Source organism: Pseudazoarcus sp. NS34 (genome assembly GCF_059703725.1).
Map to the genome: position 1 here is coordinate 290,024 of NZ_BAAKIZ010000002.1, position 13,927 is coordinate 303,950.

A 13,927-nucleotide genomic window follows, 5' to 3' on the forward strand; every position below is an offset into this window, starting at 1 on the left:
CCTCAACAATTGGCAGCCTGCGGCGAACCGGCCAGCGCGTAGCAGCCGCGGCCGGCCTGCTTGGCAACGTACATCGCCTGGTCGGCAGCGAACATCAGTTCTGCCCGGTGCTCTCCGTCTTCCGGATAGCCCGCCACCCCGACGCTGGCGCTCACGATCACGCTGGTGCCGTCGGGCAGCGCAACTGGCCGGGACATCACCTCGAGCACTGCCGTGGCGAGCGATTTCACCGCGTCATCATGCTTGTGACAGTCGTATGCCGCGATCACGAACTCGTCGCCGCCCAACCGCGCCGCCAGATCGGACGAGCGCCGCAAGATGCCCTGTAGGCGGGAGGCCAGCTCGACCAGAACGGCATCTCCGGCAGCGTGGCCGTGCATGTCGTTGACCGGTTTGAAACCGTCGAGATCGATGTACAGCAGGCTCAGGCCGGTGCGATTGCGATGTGCTTCGTCGATGGCACGGTCGATATAGGCCTCGGCGCCGCGCCGGTTGACCAGGTCGGTGAGCGGGTCACGCTCGGCCGTGCGCAGGGCCATCTCCTCGCGCTCGCGGCGCGAGGTCACGTCGTACACCACCACTTCGATGAACGCGAAATCTCCGTGCTCGCCGCGCGAAACCGACAACAGGCAATGCACCCACTGTGCGCCAGTGCCCGCCAGTTCCAGATCGGCGGCAGCAACTTCACCGCTCTGACACGCCTGTTCGACCAGCTTTCTGGCCTTGTCCGGGCGCTTGAACAACAGCATGAACTGGTCGCCCTCGGTCAAGGCACCGAGACGGTCGATGCGCTCGCGCATCACCGGATTGCAGTTGATCAGGCGTCCGTCCAGACCGAGCACCATGACGCCCACGCTGGCAGACTCGAAGATGCGCCGGTAGTGCGCCTCGATGGACTCGACGCGCTGACGCAGCTCCCGCTCGGATGCGATCGCCGCCTCGTTGGTTTCCAGGTATCGGTTCAGCTCTCCGGCCAGCAGGCCGATCTCGCTGTTGTCATGCCCTGCCGGCACGGTGAAGCGCTCGCCCGCACCGGGGCCGACACGCTTCAACTGCCCGGTCAGCCGTGACAACGGCTGCACGACGAGCCGACGGAAAGCGATCACACCGATCAAGGCGAGTGCAAGCATCTGTGCGATCAACAGCAGGATCTGCTTGAGCGCGGCTTCCCTGGCGCGCTGCGCCAGCAGACCCGAGTCGGTCAGGATGCGCAGCGTGCCCACGCGAAGCTCCGACGCGGTAGGCGAGAAAAGCGCATACGCCATTTCGTCGCGCTCCTTCCAGTCGCCCTCACCGTCGCTGCCCCAGCTGACAAAGCGATAGCCTTCGTTCGACTCCAGTGCCACGGCGACGATCGCATCACTGCGCAACAGCCCCAGCGTGACATCCTCGGCAATCACGTCGTTCTGCACATACACCGCAATCTGCGCCGATGAACGCACCGTCGCAGCCAGACTGTCGAGCGTATTGCGGCTGCGCGTCTGCTCCTGCGAATAGCCGTAGAAGTACAGCAAGCTTCCGCCGATCAAGGCAAATACCAACGATGCTGCCGCCATCGTGCGGAGCAGACGCTGTTCGAGAAATCGTCCGGGAGGCAGCTTCATGGTCACTCCAGTCGCAGGATCACGCGCACCGAGCGGTCAGTTGGCTCGCTGGCGACATAGCCGATGGCGTTTCGCTCGGCACGCACGACCGCCACAACCTGGTCGTCGGTCTCCTGCACCACGGGCGGTGACACGCGGCCGGTAAAGCTCAAGCGCGCCCAGTACGCATTCACCTGCGGCAACGACATGCCGCCCAGTGCGCGGTAAAAGCGCTCGCGCAAGGGCGAATCAGGCCGATCAACAACGCGGGCTTGGTCGCCGTCCGCAAAGGTTCTCGATCGCCCGAAATACAGCTTTTCGACACGGTCGCGGTCCACTCGCGTTTGCGGTGCTGCTGCATTGACGATGACGAACACGTCGGCCGAGGCCGCACCGGCGCCCAGCAACAGGTTGCTGCAGGCTGCTGAGAGGATCAGGGTGCGCCAGGACATCGCCATGATCAGAACGCGAAATCCAGTGAAACCGATAGCACGTCAATCGACCGCTTGCGATCGCCGCCCGCCAAACTGTCCACCTGCCACAGGCCGTAGCCGCGGGCATCCACGATGCTGCGATCCCACTGCAGCTTGAGCGCTGCGCGGCTGGCAAAATCCCAGCGCGCGCCGAGGGATAGCGTGCGCTGATCGATGCGCGTGGCGTTGAACACCGCCACGGCGCCGTTCTGCAAGGCCGGCCCGCCGGGGCCCAGCCCGCTCCAGTCACTGATCGCCCTGCGTTCCGAGCGCTGCGGGCGAAAGCGCGCAATCACGGCATAGGGCGTTACGCTGCCGATCCGATAGCCCACGCTCAGATAGGCGCCGGTGCCAATTGCGACCACCTTGCTGTCGGCCAACACACGGGCTATTTCACCCTGAATCTGCCAGCGACCATCGTCATAGGCCGCACCCAGCGACAGGTAGCGAACCCTCGCGCCTTTCAACCACAGGTCGGAACTTAGAGCGCCGGCTTCGGCACTGACAGCGCCCGGAGGCCCGGCCGCGATCCCGTCGAGCGCAGCCCGCAGCGCCCCGACATCCGGTTCATTTGCGATGCGAAACGCCGCGTAGCCCAGCTTGAACTGCCAATCGTTGCGCTCGGCGTGCAAGGTGAAATCGTGAAAACTCCGGACGCGCAGCGTGTAGTAATCATCGTCACCCAGCGGCAGATCGGAGTCGGCACGCCCAAGTTGCACTTTGGCCGTCCACTGCATGCCGGCCGCATCGAAGCGCCATGCTGCATCAATACCGTCGAGCGAGTGCAGAGGGATCCGGCCGTAGAACTCGCGGGGCGGTCGAACCCAGGGCTGCGCATAGCCGACGTTTCGATAGTCCGAGAGCATGAACGCATCCACCCCTACCCGCCCGACCCGCAGGTCAATATTTTCGACCGGGCGCCAGGCTACGTAGGCCCAGTCGATCATGGAGTGCGGCGTATTGTCGGCGCGGTGACGCGCAACGACCTGGGACACGACCTCGAGCGAGGGAGAAAAGCGATACCCGGCCTGCAAACCGAGCATGGAATCACTGCGGAACGAGCTGTCCGTTCCCGCTGAAGCAGGCTGGGTGGTGTCGCGCGTCATCGCGACGCCGCGGGTGTTGTCGTGCGAAAACGCGAACGACCCGAAACCGGACAGATGCGCCTTGCCATAGGAACTGTCGGCCTGAGCAAAAGCCGGCGCCACACAGGCCGCCAGCAGCAGGCGAAACACAAGCCGGGTGAAATCAGGCGCAGACGATGACAACAACGGCATTTGCTCCAACGACATGCTTACCTCATTGTACGCAGCGTATGGCAGGCACACATCGAAGTGCGCTCGTGACCGTCAATTAGTTGTCGTTACTGGGCTGTGGTGACATATCAAGCCATCCAGAGCCGGCGCATTCAGAAGCCGCTTTGAAGCTGCACCGGCACCGCGTGCCCCATGGCCTCGCCCATGCGTACCGCGCGACCGGCCTCCCACTCGGAAGCCAACACCAGCACATCCCGCGGAAACAGCATCACGACCGTCGATCCGAGCAGGAAACGCCCCATCTCGGCGCCGCGCTCCAGCGTCACCTCGCCGTTGGCGTAGGACCACTCACGCACCACGCCCGGGCGTGGCGGATTGACCACACCGTGCCAGACCGTGCAGATGCTGCCGACAATCGTGGCGCCGATCAGCACCATCGCGAACGGGCCATGTTCGCCATCGAACACGCAAACCACCCGCTCATTGCGTGCAAACAGCCCCGGCACCGCACGTGCGGTAAGCGGGTTGACCGAAAACAGGTCGCCCGGCACGTGCATCATGCTGCGCAGGCGGCCCTGGCACGGCATGTGAATGCGGTGGTAGTCGCGCGGGCTCAGATATAGCGTGGCGAAGCTGCCCTCACGAAATTCTGCGGCCAGTTCGCGATTGCCGCCGAGCAGCGCCGTGGCCGTGTAGTCGTGCCCTTTTGCCTGGACCAGACGTTCGCCGTCGAGCGGGCCGCACTGGCTGATCGCACCATCGACCGGGCAAACGAAATCGGCCGGCGCCAGCGGGCACGCGTCATCACGCAAGGCGCGCGTGAAAAACTCATTGAAACTGCGGTAACTGGCCACGTCGGGGTTGGCGGCCTCGGCCATATTCACCCCGTATCGACGCACGAACCAGCGGATCACGGCGGTGGTCGCGCGCCCGCCTTCGAGTCCGGCGAGCCTGCCCATCAAACGCGTCAGGGCTCGCTTGGGAAGCAGATATTGCGGCAGGACGGCAAAACGATCGGACACGGAATACTCCGGACAGCAAATTGGACCGGGATTATAGCCGCCTGACGCGCCGGCTTCGGCAAGCCGCTTAATTGGCGCATGTAATATGCGTTATATTGTGTTAGCCTGTGACCTCACCTAAGCAGACGTGCCGCCATGCAACTCAATCGCTTTACCGATTACGGACTTCGCGTACTGATGTACCTGCACGCGCTTGATCCGGAAGAGCGCGTCACGACCGACAGCATTGCGCGACGCTTCGACATCCCGGTCAACCACCTCAACAAGGTCGTTACGCGGCTCGCACACCTCGGCTGGGTGTCTTCCCGCCCCGGTCGCAATGGCGGCATCCGTCTTGCGGTGCGCGACACGGCGCTGCGGCTGGGCGATGTTTTGCGCGAGCTTGAAGGTCATCCAGCCCTGATCAACTGTGCTGAACCGCCCTGCGGGCTGCGCGGCGCATGCCGCCTCAAGGGCGTGCTGGACGAGGGGCGTGACGCGTTCTATCAGGACATGAACCGCCACACGCTGCCGGAACTGACCACCGGCGCCACGGCCGCACGCATCCGCGAAATGCACCTTGCCAAGCCCGTGACGCTACAACTGCCGGGCTGATTTGCCCCCCGAACGATTCAACCTGGAGTCCCGATGCTGTCTTCTTCATCCCGTGACATGATCCACGCCTCGGTGCCGGTGCTGCGCGAGCACGGCGAGCACATCACGCGCCGCTTCTACAGCCGCCTCTTCGAGCAACATCCGGAGCTGCGCAACGTCTTCAACATGGGCAACCAGCAATCCGGCGCACAGCAGCAATCGCTCGCCAGCGCGCTGTATGCCTACGCAGCCAACATCGACAACCAGGCCGCACTGGCGCCGGTGGTGAGCCGCATCGTGCACAAGCACGTCAGCCTCGGCGTGCGCGCCGAGCACTACCCCATCGTTGGTGAGAACCTGCTCGCGGCCATCGGTGAAACCCTGGGTGACGCCGCCACGCCGGAACTGATCGACGCCTGGGCCGAAGCCTACGGCCTGCTGGCCGGCGCCCTGATTGCCGAAGAAGCGCGCATGTACCGCGAAAACGGCATCGAGCCGGGCCAGTTCATGCCGTTGCGCGTTGCGCGCAAGGTCACCGAGAGCGCCACGGTCACCTCGTTTTGGCTCGAAGCGCTCGACGGCGGCAGCCTGCCGCCATTCCAGCCCGGCCAATACATCAGCGTCGCGCTGCACGTCGATGCGCTGGGCCTGCGTCAGGCGCGCCAGTACAGCCTGTCGCAATCGTCGCAGGACGACATGTGGCGCATCAGCGTCAAGCGTGAAGCGGCCGGCTCGGTCTCCAACGTGCTGCACGACGACGTCAAAGTTGGCGATCTGCTCGAGGTGAGCGTGCCCTGCGGCGATTTCGTGCTCGGCGAACACGCCGGGGAACGCCTTGTGCTGATCGCTGCCGGAATCGGCATCACCCCGCTACTGTCGATGCTGCACAGCAGCCAGGACCGCTGGCCGCGGCGCCCGGTGACGCTGCTCTATGCCACACGCGACGGCGAGCATCACCCGATGAAAGACGAGATCGACACGCTGGCCCGCGACAACGCAGCCATCGACACCCTTGTATGGTACGAATCGCCGCGCCCGCAAGATCAGTCCGGCCACGATTTCACGCACAGCGGCCGCATCGACCTTGCGACGCTCGACGCCGCCGTGCTCCCAGCCGACGGCCGCTACTATGTGTGCGGCCCCGATGCCTTCATGCAGCAGCAGCGTGCGGCGCTGCGCGCTCGCGGCATTACCGACGAACGCATCCAGTGCGAGGTGTTTGGCCCCTCACTGGTCGGCCATCTGAACTGAACGCATGCGAGGAGCGTCCATGACTGCCCTGAGAGACTGGCTCGCCGCCTTCAAGCCGGCCCGCATCACGGCCGACGGCCGCGAGCGCCTGCGCGCCTGCGTCGGCGCACTCATCGGCATTTTCACGACCGGCATCACCAGCTACTGGCTGATCGGCAACACGCCGCAACTGCCGATGCTGATCGCCCCGTTGGGCGCCTCCGCGGTGCTGCTGTTTGCCGTGCCCAGCGGTCCGCTCGCCCAGCCCTGGCCCATCGTCGGCGGCAATACCTTGTCGGCCGTGGTCGGCGTGACCGCATTGCTGCTGTTCGACAATGTCGCCACGGCCGCAGCCGTCGGCGTCGGCGGCGCGATCGCCGTGATGTTCCTGACCCGCAGCCTGCACCCACCGGGCGGCGCCGTGGCGCTGGCCACGGTACTGGGCGGCGAGGCCGTGCTGCAGCAGGGCTACTACTGGGCACTGGTGCCGGTCGGACTTGAATCCGCGCTGCTGCTGGCAATCGGCCTGCTCTACAACAACCTCACGGGGCGGCGCTATCCGCCACTGCCGGCACGCCCGGAGGCGAATCCGCACAAGACAACCGATACAGCTCCCGGCCAACGCCTGGGCTTCACGCAGGCTGATCTGGAAAATGTGCTGGAACGCTACAAGCAGGTGCTTGACGTCAGCCCCAGTGAGCTCGGCGTCCTTCTTCAGCAGACCGAGCTGGAAGCCTGGCGTCGGCGCATGGGCGAGATCCGGTGTCGCGACATCATGTCGCGCGACCTCGTCACCGCGCGCACTGACACACCGTTGGTGGACGCCTGGTCGCGCATGCACGAGCATCGCATCCAGGCACTGCCGGTCGTTGATGACGCCGATGCCATCGTCGGCATCGTCACCCAGGTGGACCTGCTCGAACACGCCGGGCTCAACGGCTCACCCGATGTACGTGCCAAACTCAACAGCCTGCTCGAACGCAACAGCGTGCCGGGCGCCGGCTGCGTTGGCGACATCATGACCAGCCCGGCCGAAACAGCCGGCGCCGACGAACACATTGCGGTGCTGGTGCCCAAGCTTGCTGGTGGCGGGCGCCACCACATTCCGATTGTCGATGGCGAGCAACGCCTGGTCGGCATCGTCACCCAGACTGACCTGGTCTCCGCGCTCTATCACGGCGAGACCCCGCAAGGCTGAACCCTCAACCGGAGGACACCATGAGCAATGAAGCAGCCAACACCACCCCGATGACCGACGCGGAGCTGATCGAGCTCTTCAACACCCTGCTTGAATGCGAGCGCGCCGGCGTCAAGGTGCTGACCGAATACGAGAAAGATTTCAACGGCAACGCTCCGGCCGTCGAACTCATCGTTGCCTCGCGTCGCGATGAAGGCAAGTACTGCAAGCTGATGTTCGACTATCTGCGCGAGCTCGGCGCCGAAGTCAGCCCCAACACCGGCTCCTTTGCCGAAAAGGCTCTTGCCGTCGAGGGCAAGGCCGAGCGTCTGGCCTTTCTCAACCGCGGTCAGGGCTGGGTCGCCCGCGAAGTCGGCAAGGCCCTGCCGCGCGTGCCCTATGCGCACATGCGCGAAGGCCTGCAGGAAATGTTCGAGACCCACCGCGAAAACATCACGGCGACCGAGCAACTCATCGAAAAACTCTGACTCCGACCACTCCGACCGTGGCGCGACAGCATGCTATGCTTCGCGCCGCGCGCCGGTGGTGGAATTGGTAGACACGCTGGATTTAGGTTCCAGTGCCGCAAGGCGTGGGGGTTCGAGTCCCTTCCGGCGCACCACTGCTGCTAGCCGCGGCAGCATCAAAGAGGGTCGCGAGCGGACAAACCTCCGCCGGCCGGACGCCGCGCAACGCAGCGATTCCCCAGCGTCACAACGCTCTCCGCAGTGCCAAAAACAGCCTCTTGCGAACTACGACCAAAGTAGTACATAATCCGCGCCTCAACGGCTCTGGCAGCGGGTCCGTGCGACTTCCTCCCGCACGCATCGGCACGGCCGGACAAGCTCTCTCTCCTTCCCGCTTCGGCCCAATTCCCCACCCCCGGTCGATAGCCTCCATGGGAAGGATTGTTCGGGGCGGCCTCAATGGCCGCCCCTTTTTTTGTCCACGCCGGGCTGCCATTACGCCAACAACACGTCGCCGGCATCGGCTGCAGCTGGCCGGCGCTCCGGTCGACCGGCCATGAGGCGGTGAGTGACCAGCGCTCAGGCCGACACCCGCGCCGCAAGCTCCTGGCGGCGCGCCGTGGCCTTGCCAAGCAGCGCGAAGCCCAACAGCGCCCCGCCCTCGTTCTCATACAGAGCACTCACACCTTCTTCGTCGCGCTCGACGCGCCAGGCGCCGTGCGCATCTGACGGCGGCGGACAAACCACGGTGGGACACGCCGGCGTCTTCACCAGCACCGGCATCACCGGATATTGAACGGCGGTCGGAGTTCCGCTCAACGTAGCTGCCAGCGCACGTGCCTGATGCATGATGGGCATCACGTAGGGCAGGCTGCGGCCATCGACCTCGGCGCAGTCGCCGATGGCATGAATGTGCTCGATGCTGGTCGCCAGATAACGGTCCGTGACGACACCGCGCCCCACCGTGCAGCCGGCACGCTCGGCCAGCGCCGTGCGCGGACGCAGACCAACGGCCGACAGCACCACGTCAGCATTGAGCGTGCTGCCATCCGACACGCGCACACGAAAGACGCCTTCAGCCTTTTGCACAGCATTCACCTTGGCTCCGAGGCGGAAAATCACGCCTGCATCCTCCATGCGCTGGCTGAAGAAGCTCGCCGCTTCTGCCGGCAACAAGCGCCCCAGCGGCTGGTCGGCCACGTCCACCACGGTCGGGCGGATACCCCGCGCGAGCAGATCGTTGGCAAACTCGCAGCCGATCAGGCCGCCGCCGAGCAAGACCACCTTCTTGGCGCCGACAAGCCCTTCGCTGAAGCGCGTGAAGTCGTCCAGATCGTTCACCGACATCACGTCTTCCGCCCCATCGCCCTCGAGCGGCAAGCGGATGGGATCGGCTCCCAGCGCCAGGACCAGCTCGTCCCAGCGAATACCGCTACCGTCCGACAAGCCGACCCGACGTTCAGCCACGTCGATACTGCGAACCTCTGTGCGCGGGCGAATGTCTGCATTGAGCTCATCGGCCATCTGCTCGCACGGCTTCATGACCAACGATGCCGGCGTCTTGCCGGCGGACAGCGCGTTCGAAAGCATTGGCTTGGAGTAGAACCCGGCCGCGTCGCGGCTGACGATGACCAGGCGGGAATCCTGATCAAGTTTGCGCAGTTCGCGCGCCAGGCTGTAACCGGCCAGGCCAGAGCCGAGGATGAGTACGGTACGTGTCATGCGGAAACTCTCCGGAAGGTGCAATCCAGTACGCCGGCATGCGGCGCGACCCGCTTATGGTAAGCCGGTCCACGCCGGTATTCACCCATGTCGTCAGCCCGGGAATCCGCTCTCGCACGCGCGCCGACGCGATTGCGCCAGTCTTGCGACACGGCGAGCAGGGCCGGGCATGTCGGCCGACGGCAAACGCGCCTCTGACGCCGCCTTCGGACAGAATTTCAGGGTGCCGAATATGAGCATCCTTGATCAAGGTCAAGGGAAGACTCTGCGCTTTCCGTTAACCTCCGCACGGCTCGCGAAGTGTGACTTTAGAACTAGTACTAAAGGCGTATAGCTCGAACGCCATCGCGACTCAGGAATTCCGGCAATCACTGCCCCGGCGCGACGATCCGCTTCCCACAAGGAACGGCCAGCCGCGCTGCCACCGATACGCAGCGAGCGTGTATCGGCAAGGGCCTCAAACGAGAAACGAGATGAACCTGTCCCAGATTCCCTCCCTGCTGATTTCCCCCCGCGCCGGCTGGCAGGCCCTGATGGCCGACCGTCCGTCGACCACGCGTACCTTCGCCAACGTAGCCCTGCCCTTCACGCTGCTGCCGCCGGCCATGATCCTGCTGGCCGCCAACACCATCGGCGCCACGCACTTCCCCGCCATCGAAGCAGGCATGTGGGAGCTGATCGCCGCCGTATTCCTGGTTTCCGAACTGCTGGCCGTGTTCCTGATGAGCTGGGCTGTCGACGCTTCGGTGCGCGCCAAGGGTGGCCATAGCGACATGAACGGCGCCTTCCTGGTGTCCGCGATTGCCCCGCTGCCACTGTGGATTTCCTCGCTCGGCCTGATGTCGTCGAGCATCAGCGTAGCCGCAGGTGTCGCGCTGCTCGGCTTCATCGCCTCGGCGGTGATGATCCGTCACGGCATCCGCAGCGTGCTTGTCGCCCAACACGTGGTGTGCCCGCGTCAGGTGTCGCTCCGCGTCATCGGTTACGGCGCCCTGACCTGGGTTGCGCTGGCCGGCATCGTGCTGTTCCCGATCGTAATGCTGGCCTGATCAGGCCAGCATCGAAGAAACGGCGCCGCGGACTTCAGTCCGCGGCGCCGTTTCCTTTTGTGGCGTACAGCAAGAATTTCACCGGCTGTCGCCCGACACATCCAAAGCAGCTTTAGATCGCCCGAAGCGCCCTCGATCCGGCATCAGACCGGCGTATCGCCCTCGACCACGCGACGCCGGATGGTGCCGGCCTGCAGGTCGGCAACGGTTGGCACGGCAAACACGTCGCGTCTGGCCAGCAATTCATCGCGGTGCAGTCGGGACAGATGCACGATCAGTTCGTCACCCTTGGGCGTGAGATGGATCTCGACGTTGCGCGCGTCATCGCGCCCGGTGCGGCGCTCGACCAGACCGATCTTCTCGCAGCGCGATACCAGCGACACCACACCGTGATGATGCGACTGAAGCCGCTCGGCCAGTTCGCCGACGTTGGCCCACTGTCGCCCCGGGAAACCCTTCAGCTGCAGCAGCATCTGATACTGCAGCGCCGTGATGCCGTAATCGCGCACCAGCACTTCAGAGAAACGCAGAAAGCAGCGAAGCTGGTAGCGGAATTCCGCCAGTGCCTGAATCTCGGCGAGCGGAATCGAGTCGTTTTTCATTTCAACAACCTGATCACAAAGTGATAGAAGCATAACCGATCAGGCCCGGCACATGCCCCCCGGATTTCCCGCAGGGCATCAGGCGAAAAGACCTCTTCCGCCGAATGACCAGGCCTCCCAAGACAGTGACAATCAGCGCCGCGGTTCGGGCAATTGCGCGGACCGATGCACATCGCCTGACCATTGCACTAATGACTGCCCGCACGCGGGCGAATCAGCCACGGCGCAAAGCGCACCACGAACAGCGCCAGCCCTGCCGCAAAGCACACACCGCTGGCCATCACGAGTACATCGTGCAGCGCGCCCCAATACACCGACAGCAGACGCAAGGCGGTAGCCACGATCATCAGCGCGAACGCCAGCGGCATCAGCGGTGGAGCGGCAATGGCGCGGCCTGTATGTCCCAGCGCGGTGCGCGTCATCATGCCCAGCGTGAGCACGCCGATGCCGCCGACTGCGATCAGATGCACGGAACCGCTCAGATACTGCGGCGCCAATGCCAGCGTGACGCCATATAGCCACACCCCTGCAGCTGTGCTGCCGAAGCCGGCGAACAGCACCCATAGCATCGGCTCATGCATCACCCCGGCATGCCACCAGCGCGTCATCGAGATCAGGTTGGCCGATGCGCCGGCCACCCCCAGCGCTGCCGACAACCACAGCGGCGCGCCGACACCTACGGCAAGCGCCATCAGGAACGGCAGCGCAATGCCGGCGACGATCAGCGCCACATGGTTTGGCACCTGCTCGACCTGCAGCCGTCTGGCCGTGAAAAACGGAATCACGCGCAGACCCATGAGGAAAATCACCGTCGCCACCAGCAGCAACCCGGCATGCAGCATGGCGCGCAGATCGATCGCCAGCGCCCCGCTGACGCCGGCGTGGAACACGGCGTTGGCGCCACCGAAGGCCAGCAGCAACAGCACCGGAACGACGTTGCGGAGATTGCCGCTACGCAAGACGGGCGCCGCGAGCAAAGCCGCCGCGACGACGAAGAACGCAACGGACAGAACCGCGCCCGGCAGCGCCGACTGCGGCACGGCGAGCAGCGCCACACGCGCACCCAGCCACAGCGCGACCAGCAGCGCCAAAGGCAGGCCGCGCACCGGCGGCTGGCCGGTCCACGTCGCCACCGCGGTCAGCAGGAAGCCGACAATGATCGCGCCGGCATAGCCCCACACCATTTCATGGCCGTGCCACAGGAATCCGGGCAGCGCCTCGCTGGGGTTCAATCCGAACGCCCAGGCCAGCACGAAGACCCCGCCCTGCAATGCCGCGAGCAAATAGAAGGGTCGGAAAGCAAACGACAGAAAGGCGTTCCACGACGGCTCCTGCGGCTCGGGGGACGCTGCGGGCACCTCAACACGAAGCAAGCTCATGTCATTCTCCTTCAGGCAGTTCGGCGCCGGCCGAGGCGATGCGAACAACAACGCGCCCCGCGCCGTCGTCCTGCCACTCGAAGCCATGACCGTCGCGCTCGAGAATCCGCAATACAGGGTGGGGTAGCTGATTCAGCACCAGCGTCAGCGTGTCGCCAGCTGCCAGATCGGCCAGCGCCTCCATCGCGCGCTCAAAGGGTTGTGGCGGCGGAAGGTCGCGCAGGTCGAGGAGCACATTCATGTCTGCACCGCCACAATCAGGTGTGCGACGCGCCGAGTGCGCACGACTGCGGCAGGCAGTGCTGCATGCCTGCAATGACTACGCAGTGAAGGGTGGGTCAGGCCGTGCATTCGGGCTCTCCGGTGATGTAGCCCGATTGTCGGGCGCCACTTCGGAGCCGGCCTTGATGCGAGTCAATCCACGGGAGGGGTTGGCGCGCGGCGTCGATCGGTCATGTTGACGCTGATGCGGTTCACCGCCTCGGCACCGAGCAAGCGCTCGGCCCAGGGCAGGATTTCCTCTTCTTCAAAACGGATGTGCGTTTCGTAGGCGGCTGCAAAATGCAGCACCAGCGCCTCGCCGAGCGCCACGCGCTCGCCGTTGGCAATGCGCACCAGCAAAGCACGCACCTCGCCCCACTTTGCAACCAGTTCGGCATGCTCGGCAAGAATGCGATCGACCAGCGCTTGCAGGCGTGCTCGCTCGGAGGCATCGGCCGCATCCAGCATGGCCGGCAGCAAATCTTTCTCTTCGTCGAGGTGGTGATTCACCGCTGCCAGATCGAAATAACGCATCACTGCCCGCGCGGCCCGCTGCGCCTGCTCGTCGGCGCCATGCTCGGGCAGCCACTGCGCCAGACGGCCGAGCGTGGCGAGCTGCGCACCGATGCGCTCGTGACAGGCATGCAGCATCTCCAGAGGCTCATCGAGCCCTGGCGCAGCCGGCGGGATCAGTGAATTGCTCACAGCGGCAGGAAGCCCGCCGGGTTCTTGCTGAACGCGACAGACAGGATCCACACGAACACGATGATGGCGCCGAAGAACGCGGCGACGCGGATGCCCTTGGTCGGGCCGAGGCGCAGCGCTACCACGCCCAGGCCGATGTACAGCACCAGACCCGTGACCTTGGCCATGAGCCAGCCGGCAACGACGGCATTCTGCGCAAGCATCACGGCCAGTGTCAGCGCCGTCAGCAGCAACAAGGTATCGATGACATGCGGCAGAATGCGCACCACCCGCTTCTGCAACAGGCTACTGCCGCTCATCATCCACACACCGCGCAGCATGAAACCGAGAATGCTGACGAAGGCCAGCAGCATGTGAAGATGTTTGATCCCTTGATACACGGTTGTTCCTCCTGAACTGCTGACTTAGGCTGCATCAAACCAGCCATC

Annotated in this window: 15 protein-coding genes and 1 tRNA gene; 6 read left to right on the plus strand and 10 right to left on the minus strand. The window is 64.7% G+C overall.

Annotation, left to right across the window (positions count from 1 at the left end; genetic code table 11):
- Positions 1-2 precede the first annotated feature (2 nt).
- From AC6H0N_RS07700 to asd, 4 genes are all read right to left on the minus strand, one after another.
- Positions 3-1,604, minus strand: a complete 1,602-nt coding sequence (locus tag AC6H0N_RS07700) for a diguanylate cyclase domain-containing protein (RefSeq protein WP_497573513.1) — start codon at positions 1,602-1,604, stop codon at positions 3-5.
- A 2-nt stretch (positions 1,605-1,606) separates the two neighbouring features.
- Positions 1,607-2,035 (minus strand): hypothetical protein, encoded by a 429-nt coding sequence (locus AC6H0N_RS07705; protein ID WP_497573514.1) that lies wholly within the window; start codon positions 2,033-2,035, stop codon positions 1,607-1,609.
- Positions 2,036-2,043: 8 nt separating this feature from the next.
- Positions 2,044-3,348 (minus strand): hypothetical protein, encoded by a 1,305-nt coding sequence (locus AC6H0N_RS07710; RefSeq protein WP_497573515.1) that lies wholly within the window; start codon positions 3,346-3,348, stop codon positions 2,044-2,046.
- A gap of 116 nt (positions 3,349-3,464) precedes the next feature.
- The gene (asd, locus tag AC6H0N_RS07715) at positions 3,465-4,334 is read right to left on the minus strand and encodes an archaetidylserine decarboxylase (protein ID WP_497573516.1); all 870 of its coding nucleotides are present in this window, start codon (positions 4,332-4,334) and stop codon (positions 3,465-3,467) included.
- A gap of 135 nt (positions 4,335-4,469) precedes the next feature.
- Between asd and AC6H0N_RS07720 the strand changes: the two genes are divergently transcribed.
- The 5 genes from AC6H0N_RS07720 to AC6H0N_RS07740 all read left to right on the plus strand — a co-directional run bounded on the left by AC6H0N_RS07720 (position 4,470) and on the right by AC6H0N_RS07740 (position 7,936).
- The gene (locus AC6H0N_RS07720) at positions 4,470-4,928 is read left to right on the plus strand and encodes an RrF2 family transcriptional regulator (protein WP_497573517.1); all 459 of its coding nucleotides are present in this window, start codon (positions 4,470-4,472) and stop codon (positions 4,926-4,928) included.
- Positions 4,929-4,961: 33 nt separating this feature from the next.
- Positions 4,962-6,158, plus strand: coding sequence for an NO-inducible flavohemoprotein (gene hmpA / locus AC6H0N_RS07725; RefSeq protein WP_497573518.1), 1,197 nt, complete (start codon positions 4,962-4,964; stop codon positions 6,156-6,158).
- A 19-nt stretch (positions 6,159-6,177) separates the two neighbouring features.
- Complete coding sequence (locus AC6H0N_RS07730) at positions 6,178-7,335, plus strand: HPP family protein (RefSeq protein ID WP_497573519.1); 1,158 nt, start codon at positions 6,178-6,180, stop codon at positions 7,333-7,335.
- A gap of 20 nt (positions 7,336-7,355) precedes the next feature.
- Complete coding sequence (locus AC6H0N_RS07735; RefSeq protein WP_497573520.1) at positions 7,356-7,802, plus strand: DUF6306 domain-containing protein; 447 nt, start codon at positions 7,356-7,358, stop codon at positions 7,800-7,802.
- Positions 7,803-7,851: 49 nt separating this feature from the next.
- Positions 7,852-7,936, plus strand: a tRNA-Leu gene (locus tag AC6H0N_RS07740).
- Positions 7,937-8,360: 424 nt separating this feature from the next.
- Here AC6H0N_RS07740 and AC6H0N_RS07745 read toward each other — a convergent pair.
- Positions 8,361-9,503 (minus strand): NAD(P)/FAD-dependent oxidoreductase, encoded by a 1,143-nt coding sequence (locus tag AC6H0N_RS07745; RefSeq protein WP_497573521.1) that lies wholly within the window; start codon positions 9,501-9,503, stop codon positions 8,361-8,363.
- A 473-nt stretch (positions 9,504-9,976) separates the two neighbouring features.
- Between AC6H0N_RS07745 and AC6H0N_RS07750 the strand changes: the two genes are divergently transcribed.
- On the plus strand, positions 9,977-10,552 hold the full coding sequence (locus AC6H0N_RS07750) for a YIP1 family protein (RefSeq protein WP_497573522.1): 576 nt from the start codon (positions 9,977-9,979) through the stop codon (positions 10,550-10,552).
- A gap of 143 nt (positions 10,553-10,695) precedes the next feature.
- Here AC6H0N_RS07750 and AC6H0N_RS07755 read toward each other — a convergent pair whose 3' ends face one another.
- The 5 genes from AC6H0N_RS07755 to AC6H0N_RS07775 all read right to left on the minus strand — a co-directional run bounded on the left by AC6H0N_RS07755 (position 10,696) and on the right by AC6H0N_RS07775 (position 13,879).
- Entirely contained in the window at positions 10,696-11,154 is a 459-nt protein-coding gene (locus AC6H0N_RS07755; protein ID WP_497573523.1) for a MarR family winged helix-turn-helix transcriptional regulator, read from the minus strand.
- A 188-nt stretch (positions 11,155-11,342) separates the two neighbouring features.
- Entirely contained in the window at positions 11,343-12,533 is a 1,191-nt protein-coding gene (locus tag AC6H0N_RS07760) for an NnrS family protein (RefSeq protein WP_497573524.1), read from the minus strand.
- A 1-nt stretch (position 12,534) separates the two neighbouring features.
- Positions 12,535-12,774, minus strand: a complete 240-nt coding sequence (locus AC6H0N_RS07765; RefSeq protein ID WP_497573525.1) for a DUF2249 domain-containing protein — start codon at positions 12,772-12,774, stop codon at positions 12,535-12,537.
- A gap of 173 nt (positions 12,775-12,947) precedes the next feature.
- Positions 12,948-13,499: a hemerythrin domain-containing protein gene (locus tag AC6H0N_RS07770; RefSeq protein WP_497573526.1), complete on the minus strand. Its 552-nt coding sequence runs from the start codon at positions 13,497-13,499 to the stop codon at positions 12,948-12,950.
- Entirely contained in the window at positions 13,496-13,879 is a 384-nt protein-coding gene (locus AC6H0N_RS07775; protein ID WP_497573527.1) for a SirB2 family protein, read from the minus strand. Before AC6H0N_RS07775 ends, AC6H0N_RS07770 begins: the two co-directional genes overlap by 4 nt.
- Between the last annotated feature and the right edge of the window lie 48 nt (positions 13,880-13,927).

Coding starts and splice junctions, on each gene's coding strand:
- AC6H0N_RS07700 (WP_497573513.1), bottom strand. CDS start 1,604: ATGAAGCTGCCTCCCGGACGATTTCTCGAACAGCGTCTGCTCCGCACG.
- AC6H0N_RS07705 (WP_497573514.1), bottom strand. CDS start 2,035: ATGTCCTGGCGCACCCTGATCCTCTCAGCAGCCTGCAGCAACCTGTTG.
- AC6H0N_RS07710 (WP_497573515.1), bottom strand. CDS start 3,348: ATGTCGTTGGAGCAAATGCCGTTGTTGTCATCGTCTGCGCCTGATTTC.
- AC6H0N_RS07720 (WP_497573517.1), top strand. CDS start 4,470: ATGCAACTCAATCGCTTTACCGATTACGGACTTCGCGTACTGATGTAC.
- hmpA (WP_497573518.1), top strand. CDS start 4,962: ATGCTGTCTTCTTCATCCCGTGACATGATCCACGCCTCGGTGCCGGTG.
- AC6H0N_RS07730 (WP_497573519.1), top strand. CDS start 6,178: ATGACTGCCCTGAGAGACTGGCTCGCCGCCTTCAAGCCGGCCCGCATC.
- AC6H0N_RS07735 (WP_497573520.1), top strand. CDS start 7,356: ATGAGCAATGAAGCAGCCAACACCACCCCGATGACCGACGCGGAGCTG.
- AC6H0N_RS07745 (WP_497573521.1), bottom strand. CDS start 9,503: ATGACACGTACCGTACTCATCCTCGGCTCTGGCCTGGCCGGTTACAGC.
- AC6H0N_RS07750 (WP_497573522.1), top strand. CDS start 9,977: ATGAACCTGTCCCAGATTCCCTCCCTGCTGATTTCCCCCCGCGCCGGC.
- AC6H0N_RS07755 (WP_497573523.1), bottom strand. CDS start 11,154: ATGAAAAACGACTCGATTCCGCTCGCCGAGATTCAGGCACTGGCGGAA.
- AC6H0N_RS07760 (WP_497573524.1), bottom strand. CDS start 12,533: ATGAGCTTGCTTCGTGTTGAGGTGCCCGCAGCGTCCCCCGAGCCGCAG.
- AC6H0N_RS07765 (WP_497573525.1), bottom strand. CDS start 12,774: ATGAATGTGCTCCTCGACCTGCGCGACCTTCCGCCGCCACAACCCTTT.